This is a genomic window from Pseudomonas granadensis (assembly GCF_900105485.1).
GTDB classification, from domain to species: Bacteria; Pseudomonadota; Gammaproteobacteria; order Pseudomonadales; family Pseudomonadaceae; genus Aquipseudomonas; species Aquipseudomonas granadensis.
Genome location: NZ_LT629778.1, coordinates 2,712,778 through 2,732,145 on the forward strand (window position 1 = coordinate 2,712,778; position 19,368 = coordinate 2,732,145).

Below are 19,368 nucleotides of genomic sequence, written 5' to 3' on the forward strand. Positions count from 1 at the left end.
AATGTCGTCTGAAACACCGCTATCGCCAGCAGGCTGGCTCCTACATTGGAATGGCGGTGTACCCAAGACCTGACAACACTCACACATGAATCGTGTAACGCCCAAGAAATCCAACAATTTGAAGAGGTGTCGATATGCGTCTGTTGAAATCCGTACTCCCGGTTGCACTGAGCGTGGTGTTCAGTGCCGTGGCGCAAGCCCAGCCCCAGGTCAGCGTCTACAACTGGACTGACTATATCGGTGAAACCACTCTCGCCGACTTCCAGAGTCAGACCGGGATCAAAGTCATCTACGACGTGTTCGATTCCAACGAAACCCTTGAGGGCAAGCTGCTCGCCGGACGCACCGGCTACGACGTGGTGGTGCCGTCCAACCATTTCCTCGCACGCCAGGTAAAGGCCGGGGCGTTCCTCAAACTGGATCGCTCGCAACTGCCGAACTGGAAAAACCTCGACCCGAAACTGCTCGAGTTGCTGGAGAAAAACGATTCGGGCAACGCCCATTCGGTCCCCTACCTGTGGGGTACCAACGGCATCGGCTACAACGTCGACAAGGTCAAGCAAGTGCTGGGCATCGACCATATCGACTCCTGGGCGGTGCTGTTCGAGCCGGAAAACCTGAAGAAACTCAGCGCCTGCGGTGTGTCGATGATGGATTCCGCCGACGAGGTGTTCCCCGCCGTGCTCAATTACATGGGCATGGACCCACGCAGCGAAAACCCCGAAGACTATAAAAAGGCCGAAGCCAAGCTGCTGAGCATTCGCCCCTACATCACCTATTTCCATTCCTCGAAATACGTTTCCGACCTGGCCAACGGTGATATCTGCGTGGCGTTCGGTTATTCCGGCGATGTGTTCCAGGCGGCCAACCGCGCCAGGGAAGCCAACAACGGCGTGAACATCGCTTACGCCATTCCCAAGGAAGGCTCGAACCTGTGGTTCGACCTGCTCGCGATTCCGGCCGACGCCAGCAACGCCAAGCAAGCCCACGCCTTCATTAATTACCTGCTCGATCCGCAAGTGATCGCCAAGGTCAGCGCCGCGGTCGGTTACGCCAACCCGAACCCGGCCGCCAAGCCGTTCATGGACCAGGAACTGGTCAACAACCCCGAGGTTTATCCGCCGCAAGCGGTGCTCGACAAGCTCTACATTTCCTCGACGCCACCGCAGGCGATCATGCGGCTGATGACCCGCTCGTGGAGCAAAGTGAAGTCGAACAAATGAATCAGTACATCCAGGAACACGCGCGCTCCTATTACGCCGCATCGGCGCGAGCGAGTACCGATTACCCGGTTCTCGAACAAGATCTGAGCGCTGATGTCTGCGTGATCGGCGGCGGTTTCACCGGGGTCAACACGGCGATTGAACTGGCGCGGCGTGGGCTTTCGGTGATTCTGCTCGAGGCGCGGCGAATCGGCTGGGGCGCCAGCGGGCGCAATGGCGGTCAATTGATTCGCGGCATCGGCCATGACGTTTCGGGGTTCGCCAAGTACGTCGGTGAAGAAGGCGTGGCGTATTTGCGGCGCGCGGGCATCGATTCGGTGGAGCTGGTGCGCCAGCGTATCGCTGATCATCAGATCGACTGCGATTTGCGCTGGGGCTTCTGTGAGCTGGCCAATACCCGCGCACAGTTTGCTGCGTTTCAGGCAGAACAGGCTGAACTCGACAAACTCGGCTACGCCCATGAAACGCGTCTGGTCGGCCCTGAGCTGATCCGTCAGCAAGTGGTCAACGCCGAGGGTTATGCCGGCGGACTGGTCGACATGGGGTCCGGGCATCTGCACCCGCTGGATCTGGTGCAGGGCGAGGCTCGTCTGGCGGCTGCGCTCGGTGTGCGGGTTTTCGAGCAAAGCCCTGTGCTGGAAATCGTCCATGGCCCCACCGTGCAGGTGCGCTGCGCGGGCGGCACGGTGCGCGCCGGCAGTCTGGTGCTCGGTTGCAATGCACATCTCGATGAGCTCGAACAGCACCTGAGCGGCAAGGTGCTGCCGGCGGGCAGCTACATCATCGCCACCGAGCCGTTGTCCGCCGCACGCGCTACGCAGTTGATCCCGCAGAACCTGGCGCTGTGCGACCAGAAAGTCGGCCTCGATTACTACCGGCTCTCGGCCGACCGGCGCTTGCTGTTTGGCGGTGCTTGTCACTATTCCGGGCGCGATCCGGCGGACATAGCCGCGTACATGCGGCCGAAAATGCTCAAGGTGTTTGCGCAACTGGCCGATGTGCGCATCGATTATCAGTGGGGCGGCAAGATCGGCATCACCGCCAATCGCTTCCCGCAGGTGGGCCGCCTCAAGCAGCAGCCGAACGTGTTTTATGCGCAGGGGTACTCCGGGCATGGCCTCAACGTCACGCACTGGTGCGCAAAACTGCTCGGCGAGGCGATCCACGCCGGACACAGCCAAGGTCTCGACGTGTTCAGCCGCGTGCCGCACATGACCTTCCCCGGCGGCCCGGCACTGCGCTCGCCGCTGCTGGCATTGGGGATGTTCTGGTATCGGCTGCGCGAATTGCTCGGCTGAAAAACTGTGGGAGCCAGCCTGGTGGCGATGGTGGTGGGGCAGTTGAAACGGTTGTGGCTGAAAGACCGCTTTTCGCGAGCAGGCTCACTCCTACAGGGAATTTGGGGGTTGCCTGGGTTTCGAGTCCACCACAAAAACTGTGGGAGCCAGCCTGCTGGCGATGGCGGTGGGTCTGTGGAAGCAGTTGTGGCTGACAGACCGCTTTCGCGAGCAGGCTCACTCCTACAGGGAATTTGGGGGTTGCCTGGGTTTCGAGTTCACCCGCAAAAACTGTGAGAGCTAGGCTGCTGGCGATGGCGGTGGGTCTGTTGAAACAGTTGTGGCTGACAGACCGCTTTCGCGAGCAGGCTCACTCCTACAGGGAATTTGGGGGTTGCCTGGGTTTCGAGTCCACCCGCAATCCTGTGGGAGCCAGCCTGCTGGCGATGGCGGTGGGTCTGTGGAAGCAGTTGTGGCTGAAAGACCGCTTTTCGCGAGCAGGCTCACTCCTACAGGGAATTTGGGGGTTGCCTGGGTTTCGAGTTCTCCCGCAATCCTGTGGGAGCCAGCCTGCTGGCGATGGCGGTGGGGCTGTTGAAACGGTTGTGACTGACAGACCGCTTTCGCGAGCAGGCTCACTCCTACAGGGAACTGGGGGTTGCCTGGGTTATGTGTTCACCACTGGGGCTGGGGGGAATTGGCTATTTCGGTTTGCTCTATCGCAAGGCACTTCTATATTGATGAAGTGCTTTTGCGTTCCTGACGCTCAGTGCCCAATGAATTAAGGAGGACATGGATGAAGTCGTCAGCCAGCGACGAGCCGCGAGCACCCGGTCAGGCCCCGATCAAGACCCGCCGTTTCGGCGTTTCACTGGTATGGATCGTGCCCATCGTGGCCGTTCTCGTGGGCATCTCGCTGGTGGTGCACAACATCCTCCAGGAAGGCCCGACCATCACCGTCACCTTCAAGACCGGTGACGGCCTCACCGCCAACAAGACCGAAGTGCGCTACCGCAACGTGGTCATCGGGCATGTCTCGGATGTCGAACTGGCCGACGACCATAAAAACGTCAACGCCACGATCAAACTCGCCAAACAGGCCGAGAGCTTTACCCGCGAAGACTCGCAGTTCTGGGTGGTGCGTCCACGTATCGGCGCGGGCGGTGTGTCGGGCATCGATACCCTGCTCTCCGGTGACTACATCGGCGCCGACATTGGTCAGGCCAACAACCGTGCCAAGCACTTCACCGGTCTGGAAAACCCGCCGCCGATCACCTATGGCGAGCCGGGCAAACGCTTTACCCTGCACGCGCCGGACCTCGGGTCGCTGGACATCGGCTCGCCGGTCTACTACCGCAAGATTCCCGTCGGCCAGGTAGTGTCGTATTCGCTGGATGCCGACGGCAAAGGCGTCAACATCGAAGTGTTCATCAACTCACCCAACGACGCCTACGTCACCGAGAACACGCGGTTCTGGAACGCCAGCGGCATTGACGTCAACGTCGGCGCCAACGGTTTTGCGGTGAAAACCGAATCGCTGTCGACCCTGCTGGTCGGCGGCATCGCTTTCCGCGCGCCGGATTACAGCCCCAATGACACCACCGCCGCTGAAGACCGCGACTACGAACTGTTCGCCGACCAGACCACTGCCCTCGCCCCACCCAATGGCAAGGCGCAATACCTGACCCTGCGTTTCGATCAGGCCCTGCGCGGGCTCAAGGTCGATGCGCCGGTGGAATTTCTGGGGGTCGAGATTGGCCGGGTAGTGGCGGTCAATCTGGACTTTGACGAGGTCAAGCGAACCTTTCCGGTGAACGTCGGCATCGTTATTTATCCGCAACGCCTGGGCCGCGCCCACGCGAAAATCCTCAAGACCTACAAGGGCGACGAAAACGACGAAGCCACGGGCGCGCGCCTGATCGCCACATTCGTTGAAAATGGTCTGCGCGCGCAGGCACGCAACGGCAACCTGCTCACCGGGCAGTTATACATCTCGCTGGATTTCTACCCGAAAGCGCCGAAAGTCGCCTTCGACGCAACAGCCCGGCCGATCAGCATTCCGACCGTCCCGGGCAGCCTCGAACAGTTGCAAGAAAAACTCGAAGCGATGGTCAACAAGATCAACGCACTGCCGGTGGAACGCATCGCCAGCAACCTCGACAGCAATCTGGTCGAGCTGCGCAAAGGCCTGAGTCAGTTCAACGCCAAGACCTTGCCGAGCGTGCAAAGCACCCTCGCCGACGTCAGCAAAACCTTGCAGTCGGCCAATTCGACCCTCGCCGAAGATTCGCCGCAGCGCGAGCAACTGGGGCAGACCCTCGACGAACTCGGACGCATGTCGCGCTCCCTGCGTGAACTGTCGGATTACCTTGGCCGGCATCCGGAATCGCTGATTCGCGGACGGCCCGACAACGCCGCCCCGCTGGACCTCAAAGGACCGCCACGCAATTGAGCACAGGAGCGAACCCCATGGCATTACCGCTGAAACTCAGCGTGCTCGCGGCGATCATGCTACTCGGCGCCTGCCGCAGCGACCCGATCAGCTTTCACACCCTGACCCCGGTGCATCAAGGCGCCGGCCGCAGTGGTGCGGACATCGCCATCGAGAGCATCAGCGTGCCGCCGCAGGTTGATCGGCCGCAAATCGTCATCCGTGAAGGCAACAGTGGTCTGGCGATTCTCGAAACCGATTGGTGGGGGGCCAGCCTGATCGACGAACTGCGCAGCGCCCTGCTCGACCAGTTGAGCAATGGCGCGGGCCAGCAACGCTCGTCGGTGCGCGTCGACGTGCAGCGCTTCGACTCGATTCCCGGCCAATACGCGTTGATTGACGTGAAATGGCGCTTGCGTGCGCTCGGTGAGCCTGACGCCGACTTGCTGACCTGTCGCTCGATCCTGCAGACACCGTCGGGGCCGAGCATTGAGGATCTGGTGACGGCGCAGCAGAACAACGTCAAACGACTCGCCGCACAGATCACTCAGGCCGCCAGCCATTCGCGCGGCTGCCCAGCCGCGGGTTGACTCATCTCACAGATCGAAACGATCCACCGCCCGCCGCCGCTCGTTGTCATCGCGCACATCGTAGTTGGCGGTGGTCTGGATGTTGCTGTGATGTGCCAGTTTCTGCGCGATCGACAGGTCGTGTTCTTCGATAACCCGCGTAATGAATGAGCGACGGAAATCGTGCGGCATGATCTTCACCCCGACCTGCGTGCCACGCTGGCGGGCGATGTAGTAGATCGCGTGTTTGGTGATGCGCTCGCGGGTGATGTGGTTGCCACGACGAATGCGGTTGAACAGAAACGCATCATCGCTCTCGCCTTCCTTGAGCTGCGAACGGCGCAGTTCCAGCCAGGCATTGAGCTTGGCGAACGCCCAGGTCGGCGCGTACTTGATCAACTGCTTGTTGCCCTTGCCGGTGACGGTCAGGCTGCGCTCGCTGAAGTCGACCTGATTCAAATCCAGATCCACCGACTCCGACTTGCGCATGCCGGTGCCATACAGCAGCGCAATCACCGCCGCGTCGCGCAGACCTTGCGGACGTGGATCGGCGGCGCAGACTTCCATCAATTCGTGAATCAGCGTGCGCTTGAGGTTGCGCCCCTGGGACAGGCGCGTACCGGCGATGGACTTGACCGAACGCATCTTCAACAGATGATCCTGACTGATCAGGCTCATGCGCCAGGCTTCATTCATCACCCCGCGCACAGCGTTCACGTACAGCGAAGAGGTGTTCGGCGCGTAGCCGTCTTCGCGCAATGCGGCGACCAGCGCCACGACATCTTCCGGTTGCAGGCCGTGCCAGGGGATGTCTTCGATGTCCACGTCCTCGAAGCCGAGGCGATCGGCCGCGTCCTGCAAGACGTAGCGCATGGTCAACTGGCTGGAAGGCGCCAGGCGCGTCAGGTAAAGCGTCAATGGATTGGTGATGGACGCGGTGGATTCAGTACTCGACAAGTCAATCAAACGAAACGGCCTTGGTAAAAAAACAGTTCAACAAAACGACACGATGACAAAAACGGGCAAGTGCCGGGCTGCCCCAAAAAAAGGCCTACAACCTGCCGCCCGACCGCGTGAAAGTCAATCAGGCATTCCCCGGCAGGTAGCCCAACCCTTTGAATTTCAGTGCTTTTCAGACAACCGGGTGCTGGCATTGCGCCTGCGCCAAGTGAACGGCCGTCAGCATCGCCTGCCTGTCTGCACCGCCAGGAAGTCGCGTCGCGCAAAACAGTAGGCAAATTGAAACATGCCCTTGCCTATCCTGACCTCACGGCATGAACACCCGTCCGGTTCAGGAGTGTCCTATGAAAATCACGGTCTTTGGCAGCGGTTACGTGGGTCTTGTGCAAGCGGCAGTATTGGCCGAGGTGGGCCATGATGTTGTGTGCATGGACGTCGATCAGCACAAGATCGACCAGTTGCGCCAGGGTCACGTCAGCATCTTCGAGCCGGGGCTGGCGAACCTGGTGCGCGAGGGCCTGGACGCCAAACGCCTGCACTTCACCAGTGATGAAATACTCGCCGTGCAGCACGGCCGGGTGGCTTTTATCGCCGTGGGCACGCCTTCGCGTGAGGATGGCTCGGCGGATTTGCGTTTCGTGCTCTCCGTGGGTGACGCGATTGCCCGGCACCGTGAGCAACCGCTGATCGTGGTGGAGAAATCCACAGTGCCGGTGGGCACCGGCGACACGTTGCGCGCGCACATCGAAAAGGCCCTGATCAAGGTCGGCCGGTTGCTGCAGTTCGACATTGTCTCCAACCCGGAATTTCTCAAGGAAGGCTCGGCCGTTGCCGATTGCCGGCGCCCGGACCGCATCATCATCGGCTGCGAAGGCAACGAAGTGCGCGACGTGATGCGCGATCTGTATGCGCCGTTCAACCGCAACCATGACCGGATCATGTTCATGGACCTGCGCAGCGCCGAACTGACCAAATACGCCGCCAACTGCATGCTCGCAACCAAGATCAGCTTCATCAACCAGATCGCCGAACTCGCCGAACACCTGGGCGCCGACATCGAAGCGGTGCGCCAGGGCATCGGCGCCGACACGCGCATCGGCTATCACTTCATCTATCCGGGCTGCGGCTATGGCGGCTCGTGCTTTCCCAAGGACATGCGCGCGCTGATCCACAGCGCCGAACAAGCGCACTGCTCCAGCGACTTGCTGCAAGCGGTCGAGGCGATCAACCAGCGCCAGAAGCACAAGCTGTTCGAGCGCATCAACGCGTTCTACCGCGGCGACCTGCGCGGCAAGACCTTCGCCCTGTGGGGCCTGGCGTTCAAACCCAACACCGACGACATGCGCGAAGCACCGAGCCGGGTCCTGCTCGAAGCGTTATGGGCAGCCGGCGCCAGCGTCCGCGCCTTCGACCCCGAAGCCATGCAGCAAACCCAGAACCTCTACCCGGACGAAGCGAAACTGCTACTGATGGGCACCCCCGAATCGGTCCTGCCCGGCGCCGATGCCTTGATCATCTGCACCGAATGGCAACCCTTCAAAGCCCCGGACTTCGACCTGATCAAACAACGCCTCAACAGCCCGGTGATCTTCGACGGCCGCAACCTCTACGACCCCGAACGCCTGGCCCGCAACGGCTTCCACTACTTCGCCATGGGCCGCGGCGAATCGCGGCAACTGCCGATCCCGCTACAACAATGGCCGCATGCATCGGATGTGGCTTGAGTCGTCCTGTTTATGCGCAGTCTTTTCAAGTTCATTCCAAACAGACAACGCCAACCCTCACCCTAGCCCTCTCCCGGAGGGAGAGGGAACTGACCGAGGAGGATGCGAGAGATACGCCAACGTGAAATACCGAGACGTACGCAATTCTCAAAAATCGAAGCCCCTCACCCTAGCCCTCTCCCAGAGGGAGAGGGAACCGATCGGGGTGGATGCGAGAGGTACGCCGACGTGGGATACCGAGTCGTACGCAATTCTCAAAAATCAAAGCCCCTCACCCTAGCCCTCTCCCAGAGGGATAGGGGACTGACCGTGTTGATTGGAAGGCATACGCCGACCTGCAGTACCGAGTCGAACTCAGGTTTTGAACGGCCCAAAAATCGGCTCCCTCTCCTCGGGGAGAGGGCTGGGGTGAGGGGCAGCCACACCACAAATCCAAAGCCAAACACCACGCTTCTAACCACTCAACAATGAGCGTTAGCTCGAGTGCTCTTGATCTTGCCTAACCAGCGACATCGGAAGGCTGAGTGGAGGGATTGATCCGGGCGTGGGAGCGCAGCGACCGTACGACGAAGTCGTACACAGCGGAAGTAGGTGCAGCGCAGCAAACCGTAGCCGCTGCGCCCGGATCAGTCCCGAAGCGAAGGGACCCGAGCCTGCGAGGGCCGTACGTAGGAGCAAGCGTTTTGGGTTACCTTTTTGCTGGGCCGGCACTCCGGCGTTTGAAAAAGGTGACCCGCTGTAAGAGCGGAACCTTAAGTAGCCGTTACCGAAGCAACGGATATGTACCCGGATTCGCAGTATGGCCCTTGACCGCCAGCAGACGCACAGGGAGGATGACTGACGCCCGCCAAGCCTCTGAAACAAGGACATTCAAACTTCGTGGCCACCTATTCGCCCCTCATCCGCCGATTGATGATCAGCTCCCTGAGCGTCGTCGTCAGCCGCGCCCTGATCAGCCCACTGCTGACCTTGTTCCTGAGCAACAAACTCGGCCTCAACCCCCAGGACGTCGGCCTGCTGCTGGGCATCGCCGTATTCAGCGCCACGCTGCTGTCCTTGTACGGCGGCTACATCATCGACCGGCTCGACAAACGCCGCTTGCTGATCCTCACCATGCTCTCCAGCGGCATCGGTATGATCCTGCTCACCTTCGCGCAAAACCTCTACCTGGTTACGCTGGTGCTGATCATCAGCGAAACCGCCTCGGCGCTGTTCCTGATCGGCTCCAAAGCCATCCTCAGCGAAAACTTGCCGGTAGGCCAACGGGTCAAGGCGTTCTCGCTCAATTACACGCTGACCAACATCGGCTACGCCGTCGGCCCGATGATCGGCGTGGTCATCGCCGGTGTGCAGCCGGCGGCGCCTTTCATCGTTGCGGGCATGATCGCCATCGGCAGTATTTTTCTTCTGCTCGGCGCTGCCCGGGAAGCCAGTCCGGCCGCAACCCTCACGCCACCACAGAGTTTCCTCAACACCCTGATCATCCTCAAGAACGACCGCACGATGATCCTGTTCACCCTCGGCTGCCTGCTCAGCACGCTGGTGCACGGGCGCTTCACCCTGTACCTGTCGCAATACCTGCTGGTCACCCACACCCAGCAACAGACGCTCGACACCATGGCCGCCCTGCTCGCCTGCAACGCGATCACGGTGATCCTGTTGCAATATCAGGTCGGCCGCTTGCTCAGCCGCGAACACCTGCGTTACTGGATTGCCGGCGGCACCGCGCTGTTCATCGTCGGCCTGATCGGTTTCAGTCTGGCCGACAGCCTCGTTGGCTGGTGCGTGGCGATGTTCATCTTCACCCTCGGCGAAATGATCATCTACCCGGCCGATTTTCTCTTCGTTGACACCCTCGCCCCGGAAGAATTGCGCGGCAGCTACTACGGCGCGCAGAACCTCGCCGCGCTCGGCGGTGCGGCGAGTCCAGTCATCTGCGGCTTTCTGTTGATGCACACGGCGGCACCAAGCATGTTCTATGCCCTGAGTGCGCTGGCAGCAGCGGGCGGTTATCTGTGCTTCATCAGCGGACGCCGCGTCGCTTCAATTCAAAAATAATGCACTAAATCTGCATTAATATGAATTTGTCAGCATCGACTTTGCCCGGCACACTGTGCGCGTTCCTCCCCCAATGTTGGAACGCTTCGAGGGCTTTCCGGATATGCCGGACAAGTCCTTTTTTTTGTCTTGAATTTGCTGCAAAGGATCGGATTCACATGCTCGCTCGCTGGTTGCCCGCCGCTATCAACACCCGTCCCACCGAATGGAGTCGCGCCGCCATCGGCATGGCGCTGGGGACGTTGTTCAGTGTCTGGCTGTGCGCACAAGTCTTCGGCCATGACGTTGCCTATCACCTGATCGGCCCGCTGGGCGCATCGGCAGTGCTGCTGTTCGCCGTGTCCTCGGGCGCCCTGGCCCAGCCATGGTCGATCGTCGGCGGTTACCTGTGCGCCGGCGTCGTCGCGCTGCTGGTCGCTCACGTGCTCGGCCGCACCCTCGGCAGTGCCTGCCTGGCAGCGGGCATGGCGTTGATTCTGATGTGCTGGCTGCGTTGCCTGCATCCACCGGCCGGCGCCCTCGCGCTGACACTGGTATTGGCTGACCCTGCAACTATCGCCATGGACTGGAAAGCCATGGAACCAGTGATGCTCGGCGCGGTGTGCATGCTCACCAGCGCCCTCGCCTACAACAACCTGACCCGCATCCGCTACCCGAAACGCCCGGCAGAACCGGCGCCGCTGATGACGCCGGTCGACAGCCTCGCCATTACCGCCGAGGACCTGAAACGGGCGCTGGCGGAGATGGAGGCGTTTATCGATGTCACCCCCGAAGACCTTGAGCGCTTGGTGCATGTCAGTGAGCTGTACGCCAAGCGTCGCAGCATCGGTGAGGTTTTTTCCAAGTAATTTTTCGTGGTTCGGCTAAGGTAAAAACGCAAACAGCGCCTGCACATATCCGGGTTGTACACGGCAAATTTGCACTGTTACGATCGGCTACTGCCCGTGCGCGGGCTTTTCGAATAAAGACAATAAAAGCAGGGAGTTACAGATGACAGCTCAGGCTTCATCCCAACGGACCCCGTCCATGGATACCACGCAGAACGAAGTGCTGGCCGAAGTGCGCAACCACATCGGTCACCTGACCCTGAACCGCCCCGCCGGCCTCAACGCCATCACCCTCGACATGGTCCGTCAGTTGCAGCAGCAGCTCGATGCGTGGGCCGCCGACGCCAATGTCCACGCCATTGTTTTGCGCGGTGCCGGGGAAAAAGCCTTCTGCGCCGGCGGCGACATTCGTTCGCTGTACGACAGTTTCAAAAGCGGCGACACCCTGCATGAAGATTTCTTCGTCGAGGAATACGCCCTCGACCTGACCCTGCATCACTACCGCAAGCCGGTGCTGGCGCTGATGGACGGTTTCGTCCTCGGCGGTGGCATGGGCCTGGTGCAAGGCGCCGATTTGCGTGTGGTGACCGACAAGAGCCGTCTGGCGATGCCGGAAGTGGCCATCGGTTATTTCCCGGATGTTGGCGGCAGTTATTTCCTCTCGCGCATTCCCGGCGAATTGGGAGTTTATCTGGGCCTCAGCGGCGTGCAGATTCGCGCGGCCGATGCGCTGTATTGCGGCCTGGCCGACTGGTATCTGGACAGCAGCAAACTGGCGCTGCTCGATGAAAAACTCGACCAGATGGAATGGCAGGACACGCCACTCAAAGCGCTGCAGAACCTGCTCGCCAAACACGCCGTACAGACCTTGCCTGATGCACCGCTGCAAGCCTTGCGCCCCGCCATCGATCACTTTTTCGCCTTGCCGGATGTGCCGAGCATAGTCGAGCAAATGCGCGAGGTCACCGTCGCCAACAGCCACGACTGGGCGCTGACCACCGCGGATTTGCTGGAAACCCGCTCGCCACTGGCGATGGCAGTGACGCTGCAAATGCTCCGCCGTGGACGTCAACTGAGCCTTGAGCAGTGCTTTGATCTGGAATTGCATCTGGATCGCCAATGGTTTGCCCGTGGCGATCTGATCGAAGGCGTGCGCGCCCTGCTGATCGATAAAGACAAGACACCACGCTGGAATCCGCCCACCCTCGCCGAGCTGGACGCTGCGCACGTCGCGAGTTTTTTCCACGGTTTTGATGAGAGCGGGAGCTGAGCCATGCACGATCTCGAACTGACTGAAGAACAAGTGATGATCCGCGACATGGCCCGGGATTTTGCCCGTGGCGAAATCGCGCCCCATGCGCAAGCGTGGGAAAAGGCCGGCTGGATCGACGACGCGCTGGTGGCAAAGATGGGCGAACTCGGCCTGTTGGGCATGGTGGTGCCCGAAGAATGGGGCGGCACTTACGTCGACTACGTCGCCTATGCACTCGCCGTAGAGGAAATATCGGCCGGCGACGGTGCGACCGGCGCATTCATGAGCATTCACAACTCGGTGGGCTGCGGGCCGGTACTCAATTACGGCAGCGACGAGCAGAAGCAGACCTGGCTGGCCGATCTGGCCAGCGGCCAGGCCATCGGTTGCTTCTGCCTGACCGAGCCGCAGGCCGGCTCCGAAGCGCACAATCTACGCACCCGCGCTGAACTGCGTGACGGCCAGTGGGTGATCAACGGCGCCAAGCAATTTGTCAGCAATGGCAAACGGGCGAAACTGGCGATCGTGTTTGCGGTGACCGACCCGGAGTTGGGCAAGAAAGGCCTTTCGGCGTTTCTGGTGCCGACCGATACGCCGGGTTTCATTGTCGATCGTACCGAACACAAAATGGGCATTCGCGCCTCCGACACCTGTGCGGTGACCTTGAACAATTGCAGCATTCCCGAAGCCAACCTGCTCGGCGAACGCGGCAAAGGCCTGGCGATCGCCTTGTCCAACCTCGAAGGCGGACGCATCGGCATCGCCGCGCAAGCACTGGGTATCGCGCGAGCGGCATTCGAGGCGGCGCTGGTGTATGCCCAAGAGCGCGTGCAGTTCGATAAACCGATCATCGAGCACCAGAGCATCGCCAACCTGCTGGCCGACATGCACCTGCAGATCAACGCGGCACGCTTGCTGATCCTGCACGCGGCGCGGCTGCGCACGGCGGGCAAACCGTGTTTGTCGGAAGCGTCGCAGGCCAAGCTGTTTGCCTCGGAAATGGCCGAGAAAGTCTGCTCGTCGGCGATTCAGATCCATGGCGGCTATGGTTATCTGGAGGATTACCCGGTCGAGAAGTACTACCGCGATGCGCGGATTACCCAGATCTATGAAGGATCCAGCGAGATTCAGCGGATGGTGATTGCGCGGGATTTGAAGAACTATCAGCTCTAAAAGCAAAAGCATCGCCAGCAGGCTGGCTCCCACATTGGATCTGCGCTGTACACAAATCCCCTGTGGGAGCCAGCCTGCTGGCGATGCCGTTTTTGAAGACGCCGAATTACTTACCCTGAAACTCAGCCGCCCGCTTGCCAATAAACGCCGCCATCCCTTCTTTCTGATCCTGCGTGGCAAACGCGGCATGAAACACCCGACGCTCAAACCGCACGCCTTCGCTCAGATTCACTTCAAAGGCGCGGTTCACGCTTTCCTTGATCATCATCGCAATCGGCAATGACTTGTCGGCAATCACCGCCGCCACTTTCAGCGCTTCATCAAGCAACTCATCACTCGGCACGATCCGTGCGACGATGCCGCAGCGCTCGGCTTCCACGGCATCGATCATGCGCCCGCTCAGGCACATTTCCATGGCTTTGGCCTTGCCCACGGCGCGGGTCAGGCGTTGGGTGCCGCCCATGCCTGGGAGCACGCCGAGGTTGATTTCCGGCTGGCCGAATCTGGCGTTGTCGCCGGCCAGGATGAAGTCGCACATCAGCGCCAGTTCGCAACCGCCGCCAAGGGCAAAACCGTTGACCGCGGCGATGATCGGCTTGCGCCGGTTGGCGACGCGGTCGCTGTCGCTGAACAGGTCGTCCATGTAGATCTGCGGATAGGTCAGCTCGGCCATTTCCTTGATGTCAGCTCCGGCGGCGAAAGCCTTTTTCGAACCAGTGAGGACGATGCAGCCAATGTTCGCGTCAGCTTCCAGCGCATCGAGGGCCTGGTTCACTTCGCTGACCAGTTGCGCGTTCAGCGCATTCAGGGCCTGCGGCCGGTTGAGGGTGATAAGGCCAACTCGGCCATGGGTTTCAAGCAGGATGGTGTCGAAAATCATGAAGAAGTTTCCTTGTCAGAGATTGCGCGAAATGACCATGCGCTGAATGTCGCTGGTGCCTTCGTAGATCTGGCAGACACGCACGTCGCGGTAGATGCGTTCCAGCGGAAAGTCGTTGAGGTAACCGTAACCGCCGAGGGTTTGCAAGGCCATCGAGCAGACCTTTTCGGCCATCTCCGAGGCGAACAGCTTGGCCATCGATGCCTCGACCAGTGCCGGCTGGCCGCTGTCACGCAGAGCCGCGGCGTAATGCACCATTTGCCGGGCGACAGCGATTTGCGTGGCCATGTCGGCCAGACGAAACGCCACCGCCTGATGCTCGATGATCGGCTTGCCAAAGGTGTCACGTTCACGGGCGTAGTCACGCGCCGCTTCGAAGGCCGCACGGGCCATGCCCACTGCCTGCGCAGCAATACCGACGCGGCCGCCCTCAAGGTTGGCGAGGGCGATCTTGTAGCCTTCGCCCTCCTCGCCCAGACGGTTGGCCAGCGGCACCTTGAGCTCTTGAAAAAGAATCTGGCAGGTGTCCGAGGCATGCTGGCCGAGTTTGTCTTCGACCCGCGCGACGCTGTAGCCCGGTGAGTCGGTTGGCACGATAAACGCGCTGATGCCGCGCTTGCCGGCGCTCGGATCAGTCACCGCGAACACGATCACGACCCCGGCGTTCTGCCCGGAGGTGATGAACTGTTTGCAGCCATTGAGTACGTAATGATCGCCCTCGCGCCGGGCGCGGGTCTTCAGGCTGCTGGCATCGGAACCGGCCTGCGGCTCGGTCAGGGCAAAGGCGCCAAGCATCGCGCCGCTGGCCAGCGGCTTGAGAAAGCGCTCGCGCTGATCGTCATTGCCGAACTTGAGGATCGGCACGCAACCCACTGAGTTGTGCACGCTCATGATCGTCGAGCAGGCACCATCGCCGGCGGCGATTTCTTCCAGAGCCATGGCGTAGGCCAGGTAACCGGTCTCGCAACCGCCCCACTGTTCCGGCACCAGCATGCCGAAAAATCCCAGTTCGGCCATCTCGGCGATGGCTTCCCTGGGGAAACGGTGCTCGCGATCCCACTCGGCGGCGAACGGCTTGAGGCGCTCCTCGGCGAACTGCCGGGCCATGTCGCGGATCTGGGTTTGGTCTTCGTTGGGAATCATGGTGAATCCTTGAATATCAGTCGCACTGCATTGCAAATGTGGGAGCCAGCCTGCTGGCGATTGCGGTGTGCCAGTCACTATTCGCATTTATGACACACCGCTATCGCCAGCAGGCTGGCTCCCACAGGGATTGCGCTTGGCTTCAATAGAGGCATTCCACCGCCATCGCTGTGGCCTCACCGCCACCAATGCAGATCGCTGCAATCCCGCGCTTGAGCTGCTTCTGCCGCAGCGCCGCCAACAACGTCACCAGAATCCGCGCCCCCGATGCACCGATCGGATGGCCGAGGGCGCAGGCGCCGCCGTGCACATTGAGCTTGTCATGGGGGATTTCCAGGTGGGTCATCGCTGCCATGCCGACCACGGCGAAAGCTTCGTTGACCTCGAACAGGTCGACCTGATCCAGCGCCCAGCCGGTTTTCTTGATCAGCTTCTTGATCGCCCCGATCGGCGCGGTCGGGAACAGCCCCGGCGTGTCCGCGAATGCCGCGTGGCCATGGATCACCGCCAGCGGTTTCAAGCCCAGGGTTTGCGCCTGCGACTGGCGCATCAGCACCAATGCGGCGGCGCCATCGGAGATCGAGCTGGAGTTGGCCGCCGTCACGGTGCCGCCTTCGCGGAACGCCGGTTTCAGCGAAGCAACCTTGTCCAGCTTGGCTTTTGGCGGCTGTTCATCGTGGCTGATGAGCACCTGCTCTTTGCCCACGGTCACGGTCAGCGGGACGATTTCGTCCTTGAAGCTGCCGTCCTTGATCGCTTGCTGGGCGCGGGTGGTCGAGGCGATGGCGAACGCATCCTGCGCTTCGCGGCTAAAGCCGTTGGTTTCGGCGCAGTCTTCGGCGAAGGTGCCCATCAGGCGGCCCTTGTCGTAGGCATCTTCGAGGCCGTCGAGAAACATCGAGTCGAGTACGCGGCCGTGGCCCATGCGGTAACCGGCGCGGGCGCGATCGAGCAGATACGGCGAGTTGGACATGCTTTCCATGCCCCCGGCGATGACTACATCGGCGCTGCCGGCGATGAGCATGTCGTGGGCCAGAATGGTGGTTTCCATGCCCGAACCGCACATCTTGTTGACCGTGGTACAGCGGGTCGATTTATCCAGCCCGGCGCCCAGCGCGGCCTGACGTGCCGGCGCCTGGCCGAGGCCGGCGGGCAGCACGCAACCGAACAACACTTCGTCGACCGCATCGCTGGCGACCCCGGCGCGCTCGACTGCGGCCTTGATCGCGGCAGCACCGAGTTGCGGCGCGGTGAGGCTTTTCAATTCGCCCTGAAAACCGCCCATCGGCGTGCGCACAGCGCTGACGATGACAATCGGATCATTGGAAATAGTCATGACAAATCCTCCTTACTTCGCGGCCATGCGCAAGGCGCCGTCGAGACGGATCACCTCGCCGTTGAGCATGCTGTTTTCGATGATGTGCCGGACCAGCGCGGCGTATTCGGCCGGCTTTCCCAAACGTGGCGGGAACGGGACGCCGGCAGCCAGTGATTCGCGCACTTCCGGGGTCATGCCGGCCATCATCGGCGTTTCGAAAATGCCCGGGGCGATGGTCATCACGCGGATGCCGAAGCGCGCCAGTTCACGGGCGGCCGGCAGAGTCAGGCTGGCGATCGCGCCTTTGGAGGCCGAGTACGCCGCCTGACCAATTTGCCCGTCGAAGGCCGCCACCGAGGCAGTGTTGATGATCACCCCGCGCTCGCCGTCGGCGTTGGCTTCAGACTCGGCGATCGCCGCCGCGGCGAGGCGCAGCATGTTGAAACTGCCGATCAGGTTGACGTTGATCACCTGGGCGAAGCTGCTCAGCGCATGCGGGCCGGTCTTACCGAGGATCTTCTCGCCACGGACGATGCCGGCGCAGTTGACCAGGCCGTTGAGGCTGCCAAACGCATCAAGGGTCGCCTGAACCGCGGCTTCGGCGGCGGCTTCATTGCTGATGTCGGCGACCACGCTTTTGGCGCCAATACGCTGCGCCTGAGCGGCCACGGCCTCGGCGTTCATGTCCACCAGCATCACTTTCGCACCGGCACTGACCAGTAGCTCAGCGCTGGCGGCACCAAGGCCAGACGCGCCGCCGGTGACGATAAAAACCTTGTTCTCGATCTGCATGACTGTTTCCTTCGATTCAAGCTGAAACGTTGTGCGCCGCGGCCTCTTGAGCCTTGGCGATTTCCTGGTTGCGCAAGATAAAGCGCTGCAATTTGCCACTTGGGGTCTTGGGCAATTCGCTGACAAATTCGATTTCCCGCGGGTACGAATGCGCGGCCAGACGCTTGCGCACATGTTGGCGCAGTTCTTCAGCCAGCTCGGGGGCGGCGCGGTATTGCGCACTGAGCACGACGAAGGCTTTGACCAGTTCGGTGCGTTCCGGGTCGGGTTTACCGACCACCGCCGCTTCGACCACCGCCGGGTGCTCGATCAAAGCGCTTTCGACATCGAACGGGCCGACACGGTAGCCGGAGGTGGTGATCACATCGTCGCTGCGGCCGACGAAGCTGATGCTGCCGTCCGGGTTCCATTCCACGGTGTCGCCGCTGAGGTAGTAGTTGCCGACAAACGCCTTGGTCGGCGCGCCTTCGTAGCCGCCAAACCAGCACATCGGCGATTGCGGGCGGTCGATGGCGAGAATGCCAGGCTGGCCGACGCCGAGTTCGTTGTGGTGTTCATCGAGCACCACGATGCGGTGGCCCGGCGAGGCGAAGCCGGCGGCGCCGACGTGCACCGGATGCTCGAGACCGTGGTGGTTACACAGAACCATTCCCAGTTCGGTCTGGCCGTAGTGGTCGTGGATGACCACGTCGAGATGGTCGGCGAACCAGCGAATCACTTCCGGGTTCAACGGTTCGCCGGCACTGCTGACGATGCGCAGTTTGCCCTTGATCGACTTGGCGAATTCCTCACCGCCGGCAATCAGCAGACGATAGGCCGTCGGCGACCCGGTGAGGTTGCTGATGGCGTATTTGTTGATCACCCGGCAGGTGCTTTCGAGGGTGAACGGCCCATCGTAGAACGTAATCGGATGGCCCAGCGCCAACGGCCCGGTGACACCAAAATAGATGCCGTAGGCCCAGCCCGGATCGGCGACGTTCCAGAACGCATCTTCCGGGCGCAAATCCACGGCATCGCGGGTGTAACTCTTGAATGCAACGATGGCCTTGAGCGGCACTGACAGTGCTTTTGCCGGTCCGGTGGTGCCGGAGGTGAACATCAGCAGGAACGGGTCGTCGCCGGTCAGCAGCAGCGGCTCGCAAACGCTGGAATAGTTGGCCAGTTCGGCCCAGAAGCTGTAATCGCCACGCACGATGCCCTGGCCTTTGGCGCCGCCCACCGTGACCAGCGTCGGGCAATCGGCGACTTCGGCGAGTTTCGGCCGGTTGACCGCATCGGTCACCACGACTTTGGCGCCGGAACTGTTCAGACGGTGCTCGAGGGCTTTGGGGCCGAAGGCGGTGAACAACGGTTGATACACCGCACCGATGCGCCAGGTGGCGAGTACGGTGATCAGCAACTCGACATTGCGCGGTAACAATCCGGCGACCTTGTCGCCCTTCTGCACGCCCTGGGCGAGGAGGAAATTGGCGAAACGCGCGGCTTTATCTTGCAGGTCAGTGAAGGTGTACGTCGCACTGCTGCCGTCGCGCCCCTCCCAGAACAAGGCAATGCGCCCCGGCAAGGCGTGGCGGTCGCAACATTCGACACAGGCGTTGAGCGCTGCAAGCGAACCGCTGAGCGCGGCATCGACGGTGTGCTGATAGTTGAACTGTGCGGTGGCAGACAAGTAATCGCGCATTGCCAGAATCCCTCGGTGTTTTTATTAGGCTGGGAACCGTAAACAACAGAGGAATAGTCG

General features: G+C 61.2%; 16 protein-coding genes. 10 read left to right on the forward strand and 6 right to left on the reverse strand.

What is annotated here, in order from left to right; translation table 11 throughout:
• Positions 1-134 precede the first annotated feature (134 nt).
• The 4 genes from BLU52_RS12060 to BLU52_RS12075 all read left to right on the forward strand — a co-directional run bounded on the left by BLU52_RS12060 (position 135) and on the right by BLU52_RS12075 (position 5,521).
• Positions 135-1,223 carry a polyamine ABC transporter substrate-binding protein gene (locus BLU52_RS12060; RefSeq protein ID WP_090283408.1) on the forward strand — a complete coding sequence of 363 codons (1,089 nt, stop codon included), beginning with the start codon at positions 135-137 and terminating at the stop codon, positions 1,221-1,223.
• The gene (locus BLU52_RS12065; RefSeq protein ID WP_090283410.1) at positions 1,220-2,521 is read left to right on the forward strand and encodes an NAD(P)/FAD-dependent oxidoreductase; all 1,302 of its coding nucleotides are present in this window, start codon (positions 1,220-1,222) and stop codon (positions 2,519-2,521) included. The genes BLU52_RS12060 and BLU52_RS12065 overlap by 4 nt, the downstream gene beginning before the upstream one ends.
• A 775-nt stretch (positions 2,522-3,296) precedes the next feature.
• Positions 3,297-4,952, forward strand: coding sequence for a PqiB family protein (locus BLU52_RS12070; RefSeq protein WP_090283412.1), 1,656 nt, complete (start codon positions 3,297-3,299; stop codon positions 4,950-4,952).
• Positions 4,953-4,969: 17 nt separating this feature from the next.
• Entirely contained in the window at positions 4,970-5,521 is a 552-nt protein-coding gene (locus tag BLU52_RS12075) for a PqiC family protein (protein ID WP_090283414.1), read from the forward strand.
• Between the two features lie 6 nt (positions 5,522-5,527).
• On the opposite strand, the gene BLU52_RS12080 is transcribed toward BLU52_RS12075, so the two are convergent.
• Positions 5,528-6,373: a site-specific integrase gene (locus tag BLU52_RS12080; RefSeq protein WP_408003563.1), complete on the reverse strand. Its 846-nt coding sequence runs from the start codon at positions 6,371-6,373 to the stop codon at positions 5,528-5,530.
• A 55-nt stretch (positions 6,374-6,428) separates the two neighbouring features.
• On the opposite strand from BLU52_RS12080, the gene BLU52_RS26815 reads away from it, so the two are divergent.
• From BLU52_RS26815 to BLU52_RS12105, 6 genes are all read left to right on the forward strand, one after another.
• Complete coding sequence (locus tag BLU52_RS26815) at positions 6,429-6,734, forward strand: hypothetical protein (RefSeq protein ID WP_167359875.1); 306 nt, start codon at positions 6,429-6,431, stop codon at positions 6,732-6,734.
• 70 nt (positions 6,735-6,804) lie between these two features.
• Positions 6,805-8,184, forward strand: a complete 1,380-nt coding sequence (locus BLU52_RS12085) for a UDP-glucose dehydrogenase family protein (protein ID WP_090283417.1) — start codon at positions 6,805-6,807, stop codon at positions 8,182-8,184.
• 879 nt (positions 8,185-9,063) lie between these two features.
• Positions 9,064-10,242, forward strand: coding sequence for an MFS transporter (locus BLU52_RS12090; protein WP_090283419.1), 1,179 nt, complete (start codon positions 9,064-9,066; stop codon positions 10,240-10,242).
• A 158-nt stretch (positions 10,243-10,400) separates the two neighbouring features.
• Positions 10,401-11,090 carry an HPP family protein gene (locus BLU52_RS12095; RefSeq protein ID WP_090283421.1) on the forward strand — a complete coding sequence of 230 codons (690 nt, stop codon included), beginning with the start codon at positions 10,401-10,403 and terminating at the stop codon, positions 11,088-11,090.
• Between the two features lie 142 nt (positions 11,091-11,232).
• Positions 11,233-12,339, forward strand: a complete 1,107-nt coding sequence (locus BLU52_RS12100; protein WP_090283423.1) for an enoyl-CoA hydratase/isomerase family protein — start codon at positions 11,233-11,235, stop codon at positions 12,337-12,339.
• A gap of 3 nt (positions 12,340-12,342) precedes the next feature.
• Positions 12,343-13,494, forward strand: a complete 1,152-nt coding sequence (locus BLU52_RS12105; RefSeq protein WP_090283425.1) for an acyl-CoA dehydrogenase family protein — start codon at positions 12,343-12,345, stop codon at positions 13,492-13,494.
• Between the two features lie 106 nt (positions 13,495-13,600).
• Here BLU52_RS12105 and BLU52_RS12110 read toward each other — a convergent pair whose 3' ends face one another.
• The 5 genes from BLU52_RS12110 to BLU52_RS12130 all read right to left on the reverse strand — a co-directional run bounded on the left by BLU52_RS12110 (position 13,601) and on the right by BLU52_RS12130 (position 19,308).
• On the reverse strand, positions 13,601-14,374 hold the full coding sequence (locus BLU52_RS12110) for an enoyl-CoA hydratase (protein WP_090283427.1): 774 nt from the start codon (positions 14,372-14,374) through the stop codon (positions 13,601-13,603).
• 15 nt (positions 14,375-14,389) lie between these two features.
• On the reverse strand, positions 14,390-15,517 hold the full coding sequence (locus BLU52_RS12115; protein WP_090283429.1) for an acyl-CoA dehydrogenase: 1,128 nt from the start codon (positions 15,515-15,517) through the stop codon (positions 14,390-14,392).
• 142 nt (positions 15,518-15,659) lie between these two features.
• A complete protein-coding gene (locus BLU52_RS12120) occupies positions 15,660-16,853 on the reverse strand; it encodes an acetyl-CoA C-acyltransferase (protein ID WP_090283430.1) in 1,194 nt (397 codons plus the stop codon).
• A 12-nt stretch (positions 16,854-16,865) separates the two neighbouring features.
• On the reverse strand, positions 16,866-17,627 hold the full coding sequence (locus BLU52_RS12125; protein WP_090283433.1) for an SDR family NAD(P)-dependent oxidoreductase: 762 nt from the start codon (positions 17,625-17,627) through the stop codon (positions 16,866-16,868).
• A 16-nt stretch (positions 17,628-17,643) separates the two neighbouring features.
• On the reverse strand, positions 17,644-19,308 hold the full coding sequence (locus tag BLU52_RS12130) for an AMP-binding protein (protein ID WP_090283437.1): 1,665 nt from the start codon (positions 19,306-19,308) through the stop codon (positions 17,644-17,646).
• Between the last annotated feature and the right edge of the window lie 60 nt (positions 19,309-19,368).